The following is an 18,348-nucleotide window of genomic DNA, read 5'->3' as shown; positions in this document are numbered from 1 at the left end:
GGGGCCGCACCGAACAGTTCCGGAGGCGGGACTTCCGCCCTGTCCAGCGGGTAACGTCGGGGCGTGCCCGCCGACCCACCGCACCGTGCCACGAACACGCAGCGCAGCACGACCAGCCCGCCGCCAGGCGGTCCGCGGGCGAGCGCGGTCGAGGTCCGCCGCAGTGCCCGGCGCCGCCGCACGGTCTCCGCGTACCGCGAGGGCGACCGCACCGTGGTCCTCATCCCGGCCCGGATGTCGGAAGCCGAGGAACAGCGCTGGGTGACCGTCATGCTCGACAAACTCGCGGCGCAGGAGAGCAAGCGGGTCCTCGGCGACGCGGAGCTGGTCCAACGCGCCGAGCTGCTCTCGGAGCAGTACCTCGACGGCAAGGCCCGGCCCGCGTCGGTGCGCTGGGTCACGAACCAGAACACCCGCTGGGGCTCGTGCACCCCCGCGGAAGGCAGCATCCGCCTCTCGCACCGCCTGCAGGGCATGCCCGAGTACGTCGTCGACTACGTGCTCGTCCATGAACTCGCACACTTGCTGGTCCCCGGACACGGACCGCGCTTCTGGCGGCTGCTGGAGGCCTACCCCCGCACCGAGAGGGCCCGCGGCTACCTCGAAGGGGTGGTCGCGGCGGACCGGCTGCCGCATCTGCCGACCGCCCGCGGCGAGTGACGGGCGTTCCGGGACGGTTCTGTACCAGGGCTGTACCGACATCTTCCGCCCCTGGCGTTTGCAGTTAGCCTGACGCGACGCAATCACCATCGGGATGGGGGACGGTCGTTACGCATGGCCAGGGAATTCCAACGCGGCCACAAGGCCAAGATCAGTGACCTCACCGCGGGCACGGACCTGTACGTCGGCGTGCAGATCACCGGTCCCGGGCTGACCTTCGACATCAGCTGCTTCGGTCTCGACGCCGAGGAACGGCTCTCCGACGACCGTTACTTCGTCTTCTTCAACCAGCCCAAGACGCCCGAGGAGTCCGTCCAGCTGCTCGGCGCGCAGGCCGGCGACACCGAGTCCTTCCGCGTCACGCTCGACAAGATTCCCGCGACGATCCAGAAGCTGTCGTTCACCGCGACACTCGACGGCGCGGGCCAGATGTCCCAGGTGGCGCCCGGGTACATCCGGATCGTCGCCGGCGGCGAGGAGGTCGCCCGGTACTCCTTCCACGGCGGCGAGTTCTCCACCGAGCGTGCGGTGATGCTGGGGGACTTCTACCTGAAGGACGTGTGGCGCTTCGCGGCCGTCGGTCAGGGGTTCGACGGCGGCCTGGACGCGCTGCTGAGGAACTTCGGCGGAGAGGTCGCGGAGGAAGAGCCCGCCGCGCCGCCGCAGTCGGCCGGAGCCCCCGGTTTCGCGCCGCCCGCACAGGGCTCCGCGCCGCCCGCCTTCGCGGCCCCGGCGGCGCCCGCCCCCGATCCGGCCCCCGCTCCCGCGCCGCAGCACTTCGCGCCGCCCCAGAGCCCGACGCCCCCGCCTGCTTCCACCCCGTCGGCGCCTCCCGTGCACGCCGCGCCGACCATCGTCGCGCCGCTGTCCACCCCGCCGGGCACGGTGCCGCCGCCTCCGGCCCCGGCTCCGTACGGGCAGCAGCCACCGCAGCCTCCCCAGTTCGGGCAGGTCCCGGGCCAGGGCAGTGCGCCCCTGCCGCCCGGGTACGGCCAGCAGCCCCAGACCCCGTCCGCGCCGCCCGGCTACGGTCAGCCGCCCGCCGCTCCGTCTCCGTACGGCGCTCCGCAGGGCGTCCCGCAGCAGGCCGCGGCGCCGGGCGTGGCCGCCGCGCTGGAGAAGTACCGCGAGGCCCCCACCGGGCAGCGCTGGACGCTCCAGAACAAGAAGCTGATCCGCGTCGATCTCGGCGCCGCCGGTGACCAGCCCGTGCTCGCCCGGCAGGGCAGCATGGTGCTCTACCAGGGCAAGGTCGAGTTCAGCTACAAGGGCGCCGGGTTCGCCGGACGCATCGTGGGCAACGCCACCGGCCAGGAGATGCAGCTGATGCGCTGCACGGGCCGCGGTCAGGTCTTCCTCGCGGAGGACGCCAGCCACCTGCACCCCATCGAGCTCCAGGGCGACGCGATCTGCGTCTCCGCCGAGAACGTCCTGGCCTTCGACGAGAGCCTTCAGTACGAAGTGCGCAGGATCGAGGGACACGGCATCCCTGGAGGCGCCCTCTTCGTGATGCAGTTCCAGGGCACCGGGACCGTCGTCGTGAAGACGCACGGCACGCCCGTCGTGCTGCCGGTGACGCCCACGACGTTCGCCGACTGCCAGGCCGTCGTGGCCTGGTCCGCGGCCGCGCAGGCGATCGTCTCCAGCCAGGTCCGGATGCGCCGCAACGCCTATCCCGGGCACAGCGGGGAGAGCGTGAACCTCCAGTTCCGGGGCGCACCCGGCAACTTCATCGTCGTCCAGCCGTACGAGGTCTGAGGGAGCCCGTCATGAACCAGCCGCTCGCGGGCTTCGCCCCGACCCCGGTAGCCGCCCGCATGGAGAACCACGGCAGCAACATGCTGAAGGTCGCCATGCAGACCGGAAACGACCTCTTCGCGCGCGTGGGCTCGATGGTCGCCTACGAAGGCTTCGTCCAGTACGAGCCCAACCCGCCCGCCGTACGCCAGATCGCCCGTGACTGGATCACCGGCGAAGGCGCGCCTCTTATGAAGTGCTCCGGTGACGGCCTGCTCTACCTCGCCGACTACGGGGCGGACGTCGTCGTCATCAACCTCGGTGGCGAATCGATCTCCGTCAACGGCACCAACCTGCTCGCCTTCGACGCGCACCTGCAGTGGGGCGTCGAGCGCGTGAAGGGCCTCGCCAAGTTCGCCGGGCAGGGCCTGTGGAACATCAAGGTCAGCGGTCAGGGACACGTCGCCCTGACCTCGCGCGGCACCCCCATCGTCGTCGACTGCGGCCGCGGCGAGGACGAGACGTACGTCGACCCGGACGCCCTCATCGCCTGGTCACCGAACCTGAAGGTGAAGGGCAAGCGCAGCTTCAAGGCCGGCTCCCTCATCGGGCGCGGCAGCGGCGAGGCCTACCAGATGGGCTTCTCCGGGGAGGGCATCGTCGTCGTCCAGCCCAGTGAAGACAGCACCGACCGCCTCCGAGCCCGGGGCTGAGGGGGAGCGAACACACCATGCAGAGTCCACTTTTCGCGTACACCGAGCAGCAGACCCAGGACCGCTACACGGTGCAGAACCCGCAGATGCTGCGGGTCGCCCTGGAAGGCCACGACGACATCCTCGCCCGTAAGGGCTCGATGGTCGCCTACCAGGGGCTGATGGAGTTCGACGGCGAGATCCAGACGCACGGGCAGCGCCGTTCCCGCGCGCACACCGGCGAGGGCCTCGACCTGATGCGCTGCCACGGACAGGGCACCGTCTACCTCGCGAACCTCGCCCAGTACATCCACGTGGTGGATGTCGACCAGGAGGGGCTGACCGTCGACAGCAGCTACGTGCTGGCGATGGACTCGTCGCTGCACCACGAAGTGATCGCCGTGGACAGCCAGTTCGGCATCTCCGGCTCCGGCAAGTACCAGCTCAACATCACCGGGCGCGGCAAGGTCGCGCTGATGACGTCGGGCCAGCCGCTGATGCTCCAGGTCACGCCCGACCGCTACGTCAACGCCGACGCGGACGCCATCGTCGCGTGGTCGACCGGCCTGCGGGTGCAGATGCAGGCGCAGACGCACTCCTCGGGCGTCTGGCGGCGCCGCGGCAACACCGGCGAGGGCTGGGAGCTCAGCTTCATGGGACAGGGCTACGCGCTCGTCCAGCCCAGCGAGCTGCTGCCGCCGCAGAACACGATGACCGGACAGGGGATCGCGGCCCAGTACGGCATGGGACAGCAGGGAGCCCGGGGGCAGAACCAGGGGAACGTCTGGAGCTGACGCCTACGTAGAGGCACGTGTAAGGGGCGGGCGCATCTAGCGTCCGCCCCTTACACGTACTTACGTACAGAGATCAGTTCAGAGCCGCGCTCGCGTCGCCTCCACCAGGCGCACGACCGACGCGTCGGCCACGCCCGCGACCTCGTCGTACCGGAACCAGCGCAGGTCCAGCGACTCGTCGCTGATCGCCTCCGTGGCGTCCGCCGGGGCGAGCGCCGCGTACTGCGTGTCCAGGTGCTGCGTGCAGGGACCCGGGATCGGATGCCGGTCCAGCCTCACCGGGCCGCCCGGAAGGAGCGCGAGCCCCGTGATGCCGGACTCCTCGGTCGCCTCGCGCAGGGCCGCTGCCGCCAGGGTCGAATCGCCCGGCTCGCAGTGACCGCCCATCTGGAGCCACATCTGCAGCTTCTTGTGAAGCGTCAGCAGCACACGCCCACGCTCGGGGTCGATCACCAGCGCACTCGCCGTCAGGTGACCCGCGGTGCACGGCTTCCACATCGCGGCCTCACCGTGGGCGGCGAGGTGGTCCAGGTAGGCCTGGCGCAGGTCCGGCTGGTCCTCGTAGCCCTTGAGCACGAGGACCGCATCGTCGAACAGGCTCACTTGTCGGTGTCGTCCTCGTCGTCCTCGTCGTCCTGGGAATCCTTGGAGAGGTTCGGCTTCTCACCGGCGCCACCGGCCGCCTCGCCGAGCATCTTGTCCAGCTCCGAGAAGTCCAGCTGCTCGCGGTGCACGAAGCCGTCCGGGTCGTCCAGGTCGGACGCCGTCGGCAGCATGTCCGGGTGCGCCCACAGGCCGTCACGGCCGTCCACACCGCGCGCGTCCGTGAGCGAGGCCCACAGGCGCGAGGCGTCGCGCAGGCGGCGCGGGCGCAGCTCGAGGCCGATCAGCGTCGCGAACGTCTGCTCCGCCGGACCACCGGTCGCCCGGCGGCGGCGCAGCGTCTCCCGCAGCGCGTCGGCGGAGGACAGACGCGGCTTCGCGGCCGCGTGGACCACCGCGTCGACCCAGCCCTCCACGAGCGCGAGAGCGGTCTCCAGACGGGCCAGAGCGGCCTTCTGCTCGGGGGTGTCCTCCGGCTGGAACATGCCCTGCTGCAGCGCCTCCTGGAGCTGCTCCGGGTTCTGCGGGTCGAACTGGCCGACCACGTCCTCCAGCTTCGTGGTGTCGACCTTGATCCCGCGCGCGTAGCCGTCCACCGCCCCGAACAGGTGCGAGCGCAGCCACGGCACGTGCGAGAACAGCCGCTGGTGGGCGGCTTCGCGCAGCGCCAGGTAGAGGCGGACCTCCTCCTTGGGGATGCCGAGGTCCTTGCCGAACGACTCGATGTTCAGCGGCAGCAGCGCGGCCTTGCCGGCCGGGGTCAGCGGCAGGCCGATGTCGGTGGAGCCGACGACCTCGCCCGCGAGGACGCCGATGGCCTGGCCGATCTGCTGCCCGAACATGGCGCCGCCCATGGAGCGCATCATGCCGATCAGCGGGCCCGCCATGGCCTGCATCTCCTCCGGGAGCACATCGCCCATGGCCATGCCGACCCGCTCGGCCACCGGGTCGACGAGCTCCTTCCACACCGGGAGGGTCGCCTCGACCCACTCGGCGCGGCTCCACGCCACCGCGGAACCGGCACCCGAGGGCAGCGACGTCGCGTCGTCCAGCCACAGGTCGGCCAGGCGTACGGCCTCCTCGACCGCGGTGCGGTCGGCCGGGCCGACGCTCGCGTCCTTCACGCCGTCCTGCGTGCCCTGGGAGACGGTCTGCCGGGCGATGTCCTTGGCCATGTCCCAGTTCACCGGGCCGCCCTCGTACGAGAGCATCTGGCCGAGCTGCTGGAAGGCGGCCCCCAGATCGTTCGGATCCATCGAGCCGAACATCGCCGCGAACGGGTTGTCCCCGCCCGCGCCGCCCGGGCCGCCGGCGCCCGGTAGGCCCGGGAACCCGAATCCGAAGGGGTTGGCCGGTCCCTGACCGCCACCGCCCTGCTGGTCCTTCTTCTTGCCCTCGTCGCCGTCCTCCGGCTCCTCCGGCGGAAGGCCGAAACCAAATGGGGTGTCACTCACGGGATTCCTCGGCTGGTAAGGCCGCCGGTTTCTTTCCCGGCGGCGACTGCCCGACTACACACCCAGCGTAGACACCGATACGGGATCGGGCCTCGGTGCTTCGCCGACTCATGGCCTGCGGCAGGATGGATGCCTCCTGGTACGTACGCGTCATACACGTACGTACTGAAGACAACCGCTGGAGACGCCCGGTGAGTTCCCCAGATCCGCAGGTTCGCGCAGCGCGAAACCCCTCAACCAGTCCGGCCGTGCGCGGCCCCGTCGTCGCGGTCACCGGTGCCGCGGCCGGCATCGGCGCCCTGCTCACCGAGCGGCTCGCCGCGTCGGACGAGATCAAGCAGGTGCTCGCCATCGACGAGCGGCGCGGCGAGTGCACGTCCGCGACGTGGCACATCCTGGACGTACGGGATCCGGCCATCGCCGAGAAGCTGCGCGGCGCGGACGTCGTCGTGCATCTGGCGCTCGACCTCGACCTGGAGTCGGACGCCGCGGCCCGCACCGCGTACAACGTACGGGGCACCCAGACCGTGCTGACCGCCGCGGCGGCTGCCGGGGTGCACCGTGTGGTGCTGTGCACCTCGGCGATGGTCTACGGCGCGCTCGCCGAGAACGAGCTGCCGCTCTCCGAGGACGCCGAACTGCGCGCCACGGCGGAGGCCACCGGCGTCGGCGACCTCCTGGAGATCGAGCGGCTCGCCCGGCGGGCCCCGCGCGCGCATCCCGGCCTGAACGTCACCGTGGTGCGGCCCGCCGTGCTCGTCGGCGGCACGGACACCGCCCTGACGCGCTACTTCGAGTCGCCGCGCCTCCTTGTGGTGGCCGGGTCGCGACCGGCCTGGCAGTTCTGTCACGTAGAGGATCTGTGCAGTGCCTTGGAGTACGCGGTCCTGGAGAAGGTCGACGGAGAGCTCGCGGTCGGCTGCGACGGGTGGTTGGAGCAGGAGGAGGTCGAGGAGCTCAGCGGGATCCGGCGCATGGAGCTGCCGTCCGCCGTCGCGCTCGGCGCGGCCGCACGACTGCACCGGATCGGCCTGACGCCGTCTCCGGCCGGAGACCTGGCCTACACGATGTACCCGTGGGTCGTGAGCGGGAGCAGGCTGCACGACGCCGGGTGGCGCCCCCAGTGGACGAACGAGGAGGTCCTCGCCGAGCTCCTCGAAGAGGTCGCGGGGCGGCGCACCGTGGCCGGCCGGCGGCTGGGGCGCAAGGACGCGACGGCGGCCGGAGCCGCGGGCGCGACGGTGGCACTGCTGGGTACGGCAGCCGTCGTACGGCGCGTGCGCAAGGCCCGACGGCGCATCTGAGACGCACCCGAGCGCACGCACACCTGTAGGAGGCTCCAAGACGCCACGCGCGCGTACCGGTCGAAAACGCTATTCACGGTTGTCGCCGGTGTACGGCACGATGAGTCCATGGCACCCACCCAGCACGACCACCCCGGTGAGCAGGCGGCGCAGGACCCGATCAAGCTGCTCGCCGTCCGTGACACGCCCCTGTCCGTCGACGAGATCTTCCAGGCCGTCGGGGACGACGCGGCGGGCGGCACCGCGCTCTTCGTGGGGACCGTGCGCAACCACGACGGGGGAGCCGATGTGGATCAGTTGGGCTACTCGTGCCATCCGACGGCCGAGGCGGAGATGCGGCGCGTCGCGGAGAAGGTCGTCGCCGAGTACCCCGTGCGCGCCCTCGCGGCCGTGCACCGCATCGGCGATCTGACGGTGGGCGACCTGGCCGTCGTGGTCGCCGTGTCGTGCCCGCACCGCGGCGAGGCGTTCGAGGCGTGCCGCAAGCTCATCGACGATCTGAAGCACGAAGTGCCCATCTGGAAGCACCAGAAGTTCTCCGACGGCACCGAGGAGTGGGTCGGCGCCTGCTGAGGTTCCGGTTGCGTAACCGCACCCCTGCGGCGAGCGTTGACAGTGCGGATGATTAATCTGCTGATCAGTCAGTTGCAGTCGCTCATGGGGTCGGGAGGTCGGCATGGCAGCGCTCATGTGGCTGCTGATTCCGGTTGTCGCCGCGGTCGGTGCCGGGTTGTGGGGCACCTGGGCGGGCCGGAACCGGCACAAGACGGGTGACGTGACCGAGCTGAGCGGCTACGCGCGCTTCCGCGAGGCCATGGACAAGTCGCACTCCGGTACGTGAGGCGAGCGTCCGGGTCCTGACACCGCGTCGGCCCCGGACCCCGGACGGCCCGGCCCCACAGGTGCAGGGACAGACACGTCCCGTACTGTCGTTCCATGCCACGCCGCACCGCGACGATGCTCGCCTCGACCCTGATGCTGATCGCGCTGCTCTGCGCGGGGGTGCTCATCAAAGTCCCCTACGCGGAGATGTCGCCGGGCCCGACGGTGAACACGCTCGCGGACCACGACGGCGAGCCCGTGATCCAGATCTCCGGACACAAGACGTACGAGACGTCCGGGCACCTCAACATGACGACGGTCCGCGTCACGAGCGCCGACTACAACATGAACCTGGTGTCTGCCGTCTACGGCTGGCTCGCCCACGACAGCATCGTGGTGCCGCACGACACGCTCTACCCGGACGGGCAGACCGAGGAGCAGTCCTCGCAGGAGAACGCCGAGGAGTTCAGCCAGTCCCAGGAGAGCGCCAAGGTCGCCGCCCTGAACGAGCTGGGCATCCCCGTGAAGTCCTGGGTGATCGTCTCCACCGTCGTCAAGGACAGCCCCGCCGAGGGCAAGCTGCACGCCGGTGACGTCATCAAGGCCGTCGACGGCACCAAGATCACCAAGCCCGACGACGTCGCGAAGCTCGTCACCAAGCACAAGCCCGGCGAGAACGTCGCCTTCACGGTCGTGCCCGTCAAGGAGGCGGCCGCCGCCGAGAAGGAGGGCAAGGAGGCGACCCGCACGGAGAACGTCACGATCAGGACGGACAAGGCCGACGACGGCCGCGCCATCGTCGGCATCCAGGCCGGGACCGACCACACCTTCCCGTTCCAGATCGACATCAAGCTCGCCGACGTCGGCGGTCCCAGCGCCGGCCTGATGTTCTCCCTCGGCATCGTGGACAAGCTCACACCGACCGATCTGACCGGCGGCAAGTTCGTGGCTGGTACCGGCACCATCGACGACGACGGCAAGGTCGGCCCCATCGGCGGCATCGGGATGAAGACCGTGGGCGCCCACGACAAGGGCGCACGGTACTTCCTGACGCCGAAGGACAACTGCGCCGCCGCGGCCAAGGACACCCCGGACGGCCTCACGCTCGTCAAGGTGAACACCATCGACGACGCGATGGACGCCCTGAAGGACATCCGCAGCGGCGACACCGCCGACCTGCCGAAGTGCACGGCAAAGAGCTGACCCCCGCACACGGCTCTACGTAGAGGGGCGCGCCCGGTGATCCGGGCGCGCCCCTCTACGTAGGTGAGGAAAAGCAGCTGCGGGACGTCACTCGGCGAACGTGGCCGCCAGCGCCTCCGCGAGACCGGGGACGAGCTGCCCGCCCGTGAGGACCTCGGTCGGCGAGTCCTTCTCGCGCAGCCGCACCGCCGACTCGCGGGAGCCGTCGCGCAGCACCGCGACCGTCATCCGGACCTCCTGGCGGTCCGGGTGCTCGGCGACCCACTTCGCGAGCTTCTTTTCACTGAGGCCTTCCGGGACATTCGCCTCGGCGGACGGCGGAAGCATGAGGCGCTCCACCGTCAGGGCGCAGCCCGCGACGGCGTCGGGCCAGGCGATCGTGCCGAGGAACTCGTCCAGCGCCTTGCCGGCGGGAATCTCGTCCTGCTCGATCGGGGTCAGCCCGGCGACCTCCTGCTCGCCCTCCAGACCGAGCTGGGAGGCGAGAGCGGGTTCCTGGGCGCGCAGGGCGGCGGTGTCGACGAGGGCGAAGAGGCGAGCGGGCTGGTCCCAGCCGAGGCCGGAGGCGTACTCGTCGATCTCGAGTACGGCCCGGGTCAGGGGGCTCGCTGCCATAGGAGTGTTGGACATGGTCACAATCCTGCCTCGTTCCTCCCCCGAACCGGGAACTGAGTAAAGCGTGAGTAAGTTGCATAGGTGATGGGTCCGCGATCTCGGGGGCCCGGCCGATCGATTACTCAACTTCGAGGTGCGCACCTTGGCTTTCCAGATGCCGGACCGCGGCGGAGGCCCGACGGGGCCGCGGATCAGAGTGGGCCGCCCGTCCGGGCGTGCCAGGACCCTGCTGCTGACGCTGGGCGTCCTGGCCGTGCTCGGCATGGCCTTCGTCATGTTCGCCGGATTCTGGACGGACTGGCTCTGGTACCGGTCGGTCAAGTACTCGTCCGTCTTCACGACGACTCTGTGGACGAAGATCGGGCTCTTCTTCGTCTTCGGTCTGCTCATGGCGCTCGCCGTCGGGGTGAACGTCTGGCTGGCGCACCGGCTGCGCCCGCCACTGAGCGCCATGTCGATGGAGCAGCAGAGCCTCGACCGCTACCGGATGGGCATCGCGCCCTTCAAGAAGTGGCTGTTGCTCGGCATCACCGCCCTGGTGGGGCTCATCGCCGGCGCTTCGGCGGCCAGCCAGTGGCGTACGTGGCTGATGTTCGTGAACGGCGTGCCCTTCAACCAGAAGGACCCGCAGTTCCACATGGACGTGTCCTTCTACGCGTTCGATCTGCCCTGGTACCGGTTCCTGCTCGGCTTCGGGTTCGCGGCCGCCGTGATCGGCCTGGTCGCCGCCGGGCTGACGCACTACCTGTACGGCGGCCTCCGGGTCACCAGCCCGGGCGCGCGTGCCACCGCGGCCGCCACGGGGCATCTGTCCGTCCTGCTGGGTGTGTTCGTGGCCCTGAAGGCCGTCGCGTACTGGCTCGACCGGTACGGGCTCGCCGTGAAGTCGAGCGACTTCAAGGCGACGGACAACTGGACCGGCCTCAGGTATGTCGATGCGAACGCGTATTTGCCGGCGAAGACGATCCTGTTCTGCATCGCCGTCATCTGCGCGGTCCTGTTCTTCGCGACCCTGTGGCGCCGCACCTGGCAGCTGCCGGTCATCGGCTTCGGCCTGATGGTGCTCTCGGCGATCCTGATCGGCGGCCTGTACCCGGCCATCGTCCAGAAGTTCCAGGTCCAGCCGAACGAGCAGTCCAAGGAAGCCCCGTACATCGAGAAGAACATCGAGGCGACCCGCAAGGCCTACGGCATCGACAAGGCGAGCCCGGTCGACTACAGCGGCAAGAGCTCGGACGACACCAAGAAGCAGCGCACGGACTCGGATTCGGCGGCCAGCTACCGCCTCAACGACCCGAACATCGTGTCGCCCACGTTCCAGCAGCTCGAGCAGCAGCGGAAGTACTACCAGTTCCCGACGACCCTGGACGTGGACCGCTACAACGGCGTGGACACCGTCGTCGGCCTGCGCGAGCTGAACCTCGGCAAGCTGGACAAGCGCAACTGGATCAACGACCACTTCGTGTACACGCACGGCTTCGGCGCCGTGACGGCGAAGGGCACCTCGACGTCGCAGGGCGCCCCGCAGTTCACCGAGTCGGGCCTGCCGACCACCGGTGACCTGGGCGACTACAACCAGCGCGTCTACTACGGCGAGAAGACGACGCAGTACTCGATCGTCGGCGGGCCGCAGAAGGAGCTGGACTACGAGCAGGACGACGGCACGCAGAAGACCACGAGCTACACGGGCAACAGCGGCGTCAACCTCTCGAACCCGATCAACCGCGCCGCGTACGCGGTGGCCTTCAGCGAGCCGCAGATCCTCTACTCGGGCGCCATCGGCGACGGTTCGAGGATTCTGTACAACCGCACGCCGAAGGAGCGCGTCGAGGCCGTCGCCCCGTGGCTGACCATCGACGGCGACGCCTACCCGACCGTGGTCGGCGGCAAGATCAAGTGGGTCGTCGACGCGTACACGACGTCGAACGGCTACCCGTACGCGTCGCGCACGACGCTGGGCGACACCACCGCCGACTCCCTCAACGAGGGCGACAACCAGCGCGCCGTGGTGGCCCAGCAGAACCAGGTCAACTACATCCGCAACTCGGTGAAGGCGACCGTCGACGCGTACACGGGCGAGGTCAAGCTCTACACGTGGGACGACAACGACCCGGTCCTCAAGACCTGGAAGAAGGCGTTCCCCGACACGGTCGAGCCGAAGAGCGCCATCCCGGCCGAGCTGAAGGAGCACCTGCGTTACCCGCAGGACATGTTCAAGGTCCAGCGCGAGCTGCTGACCCTGTACCACGTCACGAACTCGGACCAGTTCTACAACGCGTCCGACGCCTGGCAGGTCCCCAACGACCCGACCAAGAAGGACAACAGCGCGGTCCCGCCGTACTACCTGTCCATGAAGATGCCGGGTCAGACCAGTCAGCAGTTCTCACTGACGACGACGTTCACCCCGAGCGGCCGGCCCAACCTGAGAGCCTTCATGGCGGTCGACGCCGACGCCACCAGTAAGGACTACGGGACCATAAGGCTCCTGAGAGTCACCGAGGACAAGGTCTACGGGCCTGAGCAGGTGCAGAACAAGCTCAACTCCTCGGGTTCCGTGGCGAACTGGGTGCGCGACATGAAGGGCGCGGACTCGACGGTCCTGTACGGCAATCTGCTGACGGTGCCCCTCGACAAGGGCTTCCTGTACGTGGAGCCGATCTACGCCCAGGGGCGCAACGCCGAGTACCCGCTGATGCGCAAGGTCGCGGTCTCGTACGGCGACCGGATGGGCTTCGCGGACTCCCTGTCGGAGGCGCTCAACCAGGCCTTCGAAGTGGACGGGGCATCGCCGGCGGAGCCGGAGAAGCCCGGTGGGGACACGACGAAGCCACCGGCGAACTCCACCGTCAAGGAAGCGCTCGCCGACGCCGAGAAGGCCTTCGAGGACGGCCAGAAGGCCCTCAAGAACAACGACTGGGCCGCGTACGGCGAGGCCCAGGACAAGCTCGAGGATGCTCTGCAGCGCGCCGAGGAGGCCCAGACCGAGGCCGACAAGGACGCCAAGCAGAACACCGACAGCAGCAAGAACGGCGACAAGAACGCCGCCGACGGCTGATTCCGTGACCCACTCCGCGCCGTGGTACGGTTTCCACACAACGGCGCGGGGTGGAGCAGCTCGGTAGCTCGCTGGGCTCATAACCCAGAGGTCGCAGGTTCAAATCCTGTCCCCGCTACTAGTGATCGAAGGCTCGGAAGCATCAGCTTCCGGGCCTTCGGTGCGTCAGTACCCCGACCGTCACGCGCCACTGGCATGTGCGAAGCGTGTACCAACTCCGTACGAACACTGCTCCGCCCGGAGGGAGTTGGGAAAATTGTGTTTCACTTGCCTCCTTGTGGGCATGTCGACAAAACGCTGAAGTGACCTCAATGGCTGCGGTATACCAGGTGTACCCGGGTTGCGGGTGGTGCGACGATGGACGTTATGGGGGACAAGGCAACTCTGTTGGAGACAGGGCGGTTTGTGCAGCCTTCCGGCCGGGACGAATCCGGCGAGGCGGCTGAAGAAGTACGCCAGCGGCTGGCCGCGGAGGCCGGCGACGTCGAGGCGATGAGCGTCCTCGGCGCCATGCTGCTGCGCCGCGGTGATCTCGACGGAGCCGAGCCCCTGCTGCGTGCCGCCACGGGCGCCGGTGACCGTGCCGCCGCCAACAACCTGGGTGTCCTGCTCCACCAGCGCGGCTACCCGGACGAGGCCGCCGGATGGTGGCGGGTCGCCGCCGTCGCCGGTTCGGCCCCCGCCGCGCACGCGCTGGGCCGTCACTTCCGTGAGCGCGGCGACGAGCCCGCCGCCGAGTACTGGCTGCGCCAGGCCGCCGAGCAGGGCCACACGCTCGGCGCGTACGCCCTGGCCGACCTCCTGGAGCACCGCAGCGACGTCGGCGCCGAGCGCTGGATGCGGGTCGCCGCCGAGCGCGGGCACCGCGAGGCCGCGTACCGGCTCGCCCGCGCCCTCGACCGCCAGGCCGCACAGCTCGGGCCCGAGGACGTTCTGGTCACCGACGAGCACAAGAAGCCCGCAGCAGAGGCCGAGCAGTGGTACCGGCAGGCCGCCGCCCGCGGGCACCGCCGCGGCGCGCTGCACCTCGGCGCGATCCTGGAGAAGCGCGGCGAGCTGAAGGAGGCCGGGCGCTGGTACCTGACGTCCGCCAAGGACGGCGAGCCGCGCGCCGCGTGCGCCCTCGCGTTCCTGCTGCGCGATGCCGGGGACGAGGAGAGCGCCGCCGTGTGGTGGCTGCGCGCCGCGCAGGACGGCGACGGCAACGCGGCGAACGCGCTGGGCGCGCTGCACGCCCGGCGCGGCGAGACCCAGACGGCCGAGCGCTGGTACCGCGCCGCCATGGACGCGGGCGACAACAACGGCGCGTACAACCTCGGCCTGCTGTGCGCCGAGCAGAAGCGCACCGCGCAGGCCGAGAGCTGGTACCGCCGCGCCGCCTACGCGGGCCACCGCGAAGCGGCCAACGCGCTGGCCGTGCTGCTCCTGCAGAACGGTGACGCGGTCGGCGCCGAGCCCTGGTTCTCCAAGGCCGCCGAGGCCGGCAGCGTCGACGCCGCCTTCAACCTCGGCATCCTGTACGCGGGCCGGGACGACGAGGCGGCCGCGCTCCAGTGGTACGAGCGGGCCGCCGCGGGCGGACACACGGAAGCCGCGCTGCAGGCCGGCATCGCGCGCCTGCGCGAGGGCGATGAGCCGAGCGCCGAGCGGCATCTGCGCTGCGCCGCGGGCGGCGGCAGCCCCGAGGCGGCGTACCGGCTCGCCTCGCTGCTCGACGTGCGCCGTCCGCCCGCTGTCCGGCACGAGCTGGGCGAGCCGGTCACGGAGAAGAGCGAGTGCGAGGAGTGGTACGAGCGGGCCGCCGAGCACGGGCACCGGCGCGCGCAGGTGCGCGTCGGCATGCTCGCCGCCGTGCGCGGTGACGTCGTCGAGGCGGCGCGCTGGTACCGGGAGGCCGCGGAGGCCGGCTCGCGCAACGGCGCGTTCAACCTCGGGCTGCTGCTGGCCCGCGAGGGGAGCGAGCCGGAGGCGGCCCTGTGGTGGACGCGGGCGGCGGACGCCGGGCACGGTCGGGCCGCGCTCAGACTCGCCCTGCTGTGCGCGCGGCGCGGCGATCTGGTCGACGGTCAGAAGTGGGCTTCCCGGGCCGTCGAGCTCGGACCGGCCGAGGTGGCCGAGCGGGCGGGACGGCTGCGCGACGCCCTGCGGCAAGAGCTGTCGGCCTGAGCTGTCGGCCTGAGCTGTCGGCGTGGGCCGTCGGCCTGAGCCGTCGGGTGCGCAGGGCCCGGGGACCTGGGGTCCTGCGGCTCCGGGGTACGGATTTGCGCTGGTCGGAGCGGTCCCGTAAGGTTGTGTTCACCGACGCGGGGTGGAGCAGCTCGGTAGCTCGCTGGGCTCATAACCCAGAGGTCGCAGGTTCAAATCCTGTCCCCGCTACTGAAGACCTGAGGCCCGGAACCATTGGTTCCGGGCCTCAGGCGTGTCTCCGGCTCCCTACGATGTGTGGCCCACCGCCTCCTCGTACAGCCGCCGGTCCACCGTCCTCGACTCCGGCAGCGGATCGCCCTTCGAGACGCCCGCCGCTTTGTACGCGGCTTGGAGGCGGTCCGTCGTGCCGGACCGGATCTCCCAGTCCATGCGCAGCGACGGCGTCGACTCGAGGACCGTCTTGTCCGTCTTCAGCAGGCCGGCCAGCTCGGTCACGAACGCGGGGTCCTTCTTGTAGTCACCCGCGAAGTACGTGTTCACGGTACGTATGTAGGCGCGCAGGAACGCGACGCCCGCGTCCGGGTCTTCCTTGAGCAGTTTCGGGCCGAACAGGAGGCCGCCGAGCGGTTCGCCCTCCGGCTGGCCGCCGAGGAACGCGAAGCGCTTGTCGCCGTCGACCTTGCGCCAGACCGGGTCGAGCAGCCAGGCCGAGTCGACGCCGCCGTTCTGCAGCGCGGTCAGCACGTCGGCCGAGCCCAGCTGCTGGAACTGGATCTTGTCGAGGCCGCCGCCGTGCTTCTTCAGCGCGGTGTTCATGGGGTACGAGATGACGGAACCCTTGCCGATCATCGTGCCCATCTTGCGTCCGGCCATGTCGACGCGGGACGCGGTCTGCCCCTCTTTGAGGCGTACCCACAGGCCGCTTCTGGACTTCGGGTCGGGGGAGAAGTTCCCGGCGACCCACTTGATGTCGAAGCCGCCGAGGATGCCGTTCATGACGGCCGCCTCGGGCGCGGCCCACTGGGCGTCGATGTCGCCCTTGGCGAGCAGGGGGAGGGCGTCGGGTGTGGGCAGGACCTTCAACGTCACATCGAGGCCCTCTTTCTTGAACTCGCCCTTCTTGACGGCCATTTCGAGCGGGGCCACGTACTCGGCGGCGAGCGTGCCCGTCGCGATCGTCAGCTTGCGGGTCCTGGCGAGCTTGACCGGGGCGGGGGCGCCCTCGGCGCAGCGGGCCGGTTTCCGGTCCGGGGCGAGGTCCGACGGGTCGGTCCAGCTTCCCTTGCCGCAGCCGTCGACCGCTTTGATCGTGCGGGGTTTCGCGGCGGCGTCCGAGGGGCCGTCGTTCGTGGCGCAGGCCGTCGCGGTGGCGAGCAGGGCGCCGGTCAGCAGCAGGGACGTACCGATGGAGCGCGTGCGCATGGAGCCTCCGTACACGTCATACGTAACACGTAACCGGAAAGGGATTCAGGACTGGCCGCGGCCGCGGTCGCGCGGTGCCCAGGGGGTGAGCAGCCGCCCCGCGAGGCGCACCAGCTCGGAGAAGACGACGCCGAGCACGGCCACGCAGACGATGCCGACGAACATGACGTCGTTCTGGAAGAGGGCGCGGGCGTCGAAGATGAGGTGGCCGAGGCCGTTCGCCGCGGCGATCTGCTCCGAGGCGACGATCACGAGGACCGCGACGCCCGCCGCGATGCGGGCCCCCACGAGGACGGCGGGCAGAGAGGCCGGGAGCAGGACGTGGCGGAACATCTGCCACGGGGAGGCGCCGAAGACCCGGCCCGCGTCGCGGTGTCCGGAAGGGACGGCGAGGACCGCCGCCATCGTCGAGATCCATACGAAGAAGAAGACCGTCGCCGCGACGAGCGCGACCTGGGGGCCCTCGCCGAGGCCGAACATGTTCAGGAACACGGGAAGCAGGGCCAGCTTCGGGACGACGTACAGCGCGTCGAGAAGGGGTTCGAGTGCGGCCCGTACCAAGGAGATCGAGCCCATGAGCAGGCCCAGGAGATAGCCCGTCACCGTGCCGATCGCGTAGCCCGCCAGGACGCGCTTGAGCGTGGCCCGCACGTCCGGCCACAGATCGCCGTCGGCGGCCCGGTCCCAGCCGTCGGCGAGGATCGTGGAAGGGGCCGGGTAGACGCGGTCGTCGATCCAGGACCGCGTGGCCGCGAGCTGCCAGAGCAGGACCAGGGCGAGGGGGACGGCGATCGCGAGGGAGAGTTCGAGGGCGCGGCGCCTGCGGCGGGTGCGTGCGGGGCGGAGCTCCTGGGGGCCGGGGGAGCGGACCAGGACGTCGTCGCCCTTGGCGGGGGTGGTGGCCGTCGTCATGCCGGGACCGCCTCCTGGTGCACCTCGCCACGCAGCAGATCCCACAACTCGCCCTTGAGCGCGGTGAATTCGGGGGTGTCGCGGATGTCCCCGGTGCGCGGGCGGGCGAACGGCGGGCGGCGTTCGGCGATCACCCGGCCGGGGCGGGCCGACATGACCAGGACGCGGTCGCCGAGGACGATCGCCTCCTCCAGGCTGTGCGTGATGAACAGGGTGGTGGTGCGGGTGGTCTGGGTGAGGGCGAGGAGTTCGTCCTGCAGGATCGTGCGCAGCTGCGCGTCGAGCGCGGCGAAGGGCTCGTCCATGAGCAGGATCTCCGGCTCGACCGCCAGGGCCCGCGCGATCGCCACGCGTTGGCGCATGCCGCCGGAGAGCGCGGACGGATAGGCGTCCGCGAAGTCGGCCAGGCCCATGCGGGTCAGCCAGTCGCGCGCCCGGGCGTTCGCCTCGCGGCGCGGGACCTTCTGGATGTCGAGGCCGAAGCGGACGTTCGCGAGGACCGTCTTCCAGTCGTAGATGCCGTAGTCCTGGAAGATCATCGCGGCCGGGCGGGGATCGGCGGTGCGGATCTCCAGGGTGCCGGTGGAGGGGCGGGTGAGTCCGGCGGCGATGCGCAGGAGCGTCGACTTGCCGCAGCCGGAGGGGCCGACGACGCAGACGAACTCGCCGGGGGCGACCGTGAGGTCCAGAGGGCCGAGGGCGTGCGTGGGGCCGAAGGTTCGGGTGAGGTCGGTGGCGCGGAGTTTGTGCACGGGGCCCTCCGGGGGTGCGGATGGGTTCTGGTGGGCGCCCGCGAGAATATGACGGTGTGTCAGATTGCGGAAGGGGTCCGTGCGTTGTGCAGGTTTGTTGCCGGGTGCGGGGCGGGGTGGGGTGCTCGCGCAGTTCCCCGCGTCCCTCGGATGCGGGTGCGTGGGGGGCGATCAC

16 protein-coding genes and 2 tRNA genes are annotated in these 18,348 nt (G+C 70.3%); 12 read left to right on the top strand and 6 right to left on the bottom strand.

What is annotated here, in order from left to right; translation table 11 throughout:
- Positions 1-63: 63 nt before the first annotated feature.
- The 4 genes from ACQUQD_RS14300 to ACQUQD_RS14285 all read left to right on the top strand — a co-directional run bounded on the left by ACQUQD_RS14300 (position 64) and on the right by ACQUQD_RS14285 (position 3,883).
- Positions 64-660, top strand: a complete 597-nt coding sequence (locus ACQUQD_RS14300) for a M48 metallopeptidase family protein (protein WP_428952440.1) — start codon at positions 64-66, stop codon at positions 658-660.
- A gap of 114 nt (positions 661-774) precedes the next feature.
- A complete protein-coding gene (locus ACQUQD_RS14295) occupies positions 775-2,418 on the top strand; it encodes a TerD family protein (RefSeq protein ID WP_428952439.1) in 1,644 nt (547 codons plus the stop codon).
- Between the two features lie 11 nt (positions 2,419-2,429).
- The gene (locus tag ACQUQD_RS14290; protein WP_428952438.1) at positions 2,430-3,110 is read left to right on the top strand and encodes an AIM24 family protein; all 681 of its coding nucleotides are present in this window, start codon (positions 2,430-2,432) and stop codon (positions 3,108-3,110) included.
- 17 nt (positions 3,111-3,127) lie between these two features.
- Entirely contained in the window at positions 3,128-3,883 is a 756-nt protein-coding gene (locus ACQUQD_RS14285; protein WP_428952437.1) for an AIM24 family protein, read from the top strand.
- 78 nt (positions 3,884-3,961) lie between these two features.
- Here the strand turns inward: ACQUQD_RS14285 and ACQUQD_RS14280 are convergent, their stop codons facing one another.
- Positions 3,962-4,486, bottom strand: a complete 525-nt coding sequence (locus ACQUQD_RS14280; RefSeq protein ID WP_428952436.1) for an NUDIX hydrolase — start codon at positions 4,484-4,486, stop codon at positions 3,962-3,964.
- Entirely contained in the window at positions 4,483-5,940 is a 1,458-nt protein-coding gene (locus ACQUQD_RS14275) for a zinc-dependent metalloprotease (RefSeq protein WP_428952435.1), read from the bottom strand. The genes ACQUQD_RS14280 and ACQUQD_RS14275 overlap by 4 nt, the downstream gene beginning before the upstream one ends.
- 191 nt (positions 5,941-6,131) lie before the next feature.
- On the opposite strand from ACQUQD_RS14275, the gene ACQUQD_RS14270 reads away from it, so the two are divergent.
- The 4 genes from ACQUQD_RS14270 to ACQUQD_RS14255 all read left to right on the top strand — a co-directional run bounded on the left by ACQUQD_RS14270 (position 6,132) and on the right by ACQUQD_RS14255 (position 9,269).
- Positions 6,132-7,244: an SDR family oxidoreductase gene (locus tag ACQUQD_RS14270; protein WP_428952434.1), complete on the top strand. Its 1,113-nt coding sequence runs from the start codon at positions 6,132-6,134 to the stop codon at positions 7,242-7,244.
- Between the two features lie 108 nt (positions 7,245-7,352).
- Positions 7,353-7,817, top strand: a complete 465-nt coding sequence (locus tag ACQUQD_RS14265; RefSeq protein ID WP_428952433.1) for a molybdenum cofactor biosynthesis protein MoaE — start codon at positions 7,353-7,355, stop codon at positions 7,815-7,817.
- A gap of 103 nt (positions 7,818-7,920) precedes the next feature.
- Complete coding sequence (locus ACQUQD_RS14260; protein WP_428952432.1) at positions 7,921-8,085, top strand: hypothetical protein; 165 nt, start codon at positions 7,921-7,923, stop codon at positions 8,083-8,085.
- Positions 8,086-8,180: 95 nt separating this feature from the next.
- Positions 8,181-9,269 carry a YlbL family protein gene (locus ACQUQD_RS14255; protein ID WP_428952431.1) on the top strand — a complete coding sequence of 363 codons (1,089 nt, stop codon included), beginning with the start codon at positions 8,181-8,183 and terminating at the stop codon, positions 9,267-9,269.
- 87 nt (positions 9,270-9,356) lie between these two features.
- Here ACQUQD_RS14255 and ACQUQD_RS14250 read toward each other — a convergent pair whose 3' ends face one another.
- Positions 9,357-9,899: a PPA1309 family protein gene (locus ACQUQD_RS14250; RefSeq protein WP_428952430.1), complete on the bottom strand. Its 543-nt coding sequence runs from the start codon at positions 9,897-9,899 to the stop codon at positions 9,357-9,359.
- 139 nt (positions 9,900-10,038) lie between these two features.
- Here ACQUQD_RS14250 and ACQUQD_RS14245 point away from each other — a divergent pair, with 139 nt between their 5' ends.
- From ACQUQD_RS14245 to ACQUQD_RS14230, 4 genes are all read left to right on the top strand, one after another.
- The gene (locus ACQUQD_RS14245) at positions 10,039-12,939 is read left to right on the top strand and encodes a UPF0182 family protein (protein ID WP_428957557.1); all 2,901 of its coding nucleotides are present in this window, start codon (positions 10,039-10,041) and stop codon (positions 12,937-12,939) included.
- A 44-nt stretch (positions 12,940-12,983) separates the two neighbouring features.
- Positions 12,984-13,057: transfer RNA gene (locus ACQUQD_RS14240), tRNA-Met, on the top strand.
- Between the two features lie 239 nt (positions 13,058-13,296).
- Positions 13,297-15,105, top strand: a complete 1,809-nt coding sequence (locus tag ACQUQD_RS14235; RefSeq protein ID WP_428952429.1) for a tetratricopeptide repeat protein — start codon at positions 13,297-13,299, stop codon at positions 15,103-15,105.
- A gap of 136 nt (positions 15,106-15,241) precedes the next feature.
- Positions 15,242-15,315 (top strand) — tRNA-Met (locus ACQUQD_RS14230).
- 57 nt (positions 15,316-15,372) lie between these two features.
- Here ACQUQD_RS14230 and ACQUQD_RS14225 read toward each other — a convergent pair.
- The 3 genes from ACQUQD_RS14225 to ACQUQD_RS14215 are packed head-to-tail and all read right to left on the bottom strand — an operon-like array spanning position 15,373 to position 18,173.
- Positions 15,373-16,509 carry an ABC transporter substrate-binding protein gene (locus ACQUQD_RS14225; protein WP_428952428.1) on the bottom strand — a complete coding sequence of 379 codons (1,137 nt, stop codon included), beginning with the start codon at positions 16,507-16,509 and terminating at the stop codon, positions 15,373-15,375.
- A gap of 45 nt (positions 16,510-16,554) precedes the next feature.
- Positions 16,555-17,421, bottom strand: a complete 867-nt coding sequence (locus ACQUQD_RS14220) for an ABC transporter permease (RefSeq protein WP_428952427.1) — start codon at positions 17,419-17,421, stop codon at positions 16,555-16,557.
- Positions 17,418-18,173: an ABC transporter ATP-binding protein gene (locus ACQUQD_RS14215; RefSeq protein ID WP_428952426.1), complete on the bottom strand. Its 756-nt coding sequence runs from the start codon at positions 18,171-18,173 to the stop codon at positions 17,418-17,420. The genes ACQUQD_RS14220 and ACQUQD_RS14215 overlap by 4 nt, the downstream gene beginning before the upstream one ends.
- Between the last annotated feature and the right edge of the window lie 175 nt (positions 18,174-18,348).

The organism is Streptomyces sp. cg35, from assembly GCF_050410835.1.
In the GTDB taxonomy this organism is placed as follows: domain Bacteria; phylum Actinomycetota; class Actinomycetes; order Streptomycetales; family Streptomycetaceae; genus Streptomyces.
This window is presented reverse-complemented; position numbering and strand designations above follow the sequence as displayed.

What these genes read in the sequence shown, in the direction of transcription:
- ACQUQD_RS14295 (WP_428952439.1), top strand. Translation starts at nt 775, where the DNA reads ATGGCCAGGGAATTCCAACGCGGCCACAAGGCCAAGATCAGTGACCTC.
- ACQUQD_RS14290 (WP_428952438.1), top strand. Translation starts at nt 2,430, where the DNA reads ATGAACCAGCCGCTCGCGGGCTTCGCCCCGACCCCGGTAGCCGCCCGC.
- ACQUQD_RS14285 (WP_428952437.1), top strand. Translation starts at nt 3,128, where the DNA reads ATGCAGAGTCCACTTTTCGCGTACACCGAGCAGCAGACCCAGGACCGC.
- ACQUQD_RS14265 (WP_428952433.1), top strand. Translation starts at nt 7,353, where the DNA reads ATGGCACCCACCCAGCACGACCACCCCGGTGAGCAGGCGGCGCAGGAC.
- ACQUQD_RS14260 (WP_428952432.1), top strand. Translation starts at nt 7,921, where the DNA reads ATGGCAGCGCTCATGTGGCTGCTGATTCCGGTTGTCGCCGCGGTCGGT.
- ACQUQD_RS14255 (WP_428952431.1), top strand. Translation starts at nt 8,181, where the DNA reads ATGCCACGCCGCACCGCGACGATGCTCGCCTCGACCCTGATGCTGATC.
- ACQUQD_RS14250 (WP_428952430.1), bottom strand. Translation starts at nt 9,899, where the DNA reads ATGTCCAACACTCCTATGGCAGCGAGCCCCCTGACCCGGGCCGTACTC.
- ACQUQD_RS14245 (WP_428957557.1), top strand. Translation starts at nt 10,039, where the DNA reads ATGCCGGACCGCGGCGGAGGCCCGACGGGGCCGCGGATCAGAGTGGGC.
- ACQUQD_RS14235 (WP_428952429.1), top strand. Translation starts at nt 13,297, where the DNA reads ATGGACGTTATGGGGGACAAGGCAACTCTGTTGGAGACAGGGCGGTTT.
- ACQUQD_RS14225 (WP_428952428.1), bottom strand. Translation starts at nt 16,509, where the DNA reads ATGCGCACGCGCTCCATCGGTACGTCCCTGCTGCTGACCGGCGCCCTG.
- ACQUQD_RS14220 (WP_428952427.1), bottom strand. Translation starts at nt 17,421, where the DNA reads ATGACGACGGCCACCACCCCCGCCAAGGGCGACGACGTCCTGGTCCGC.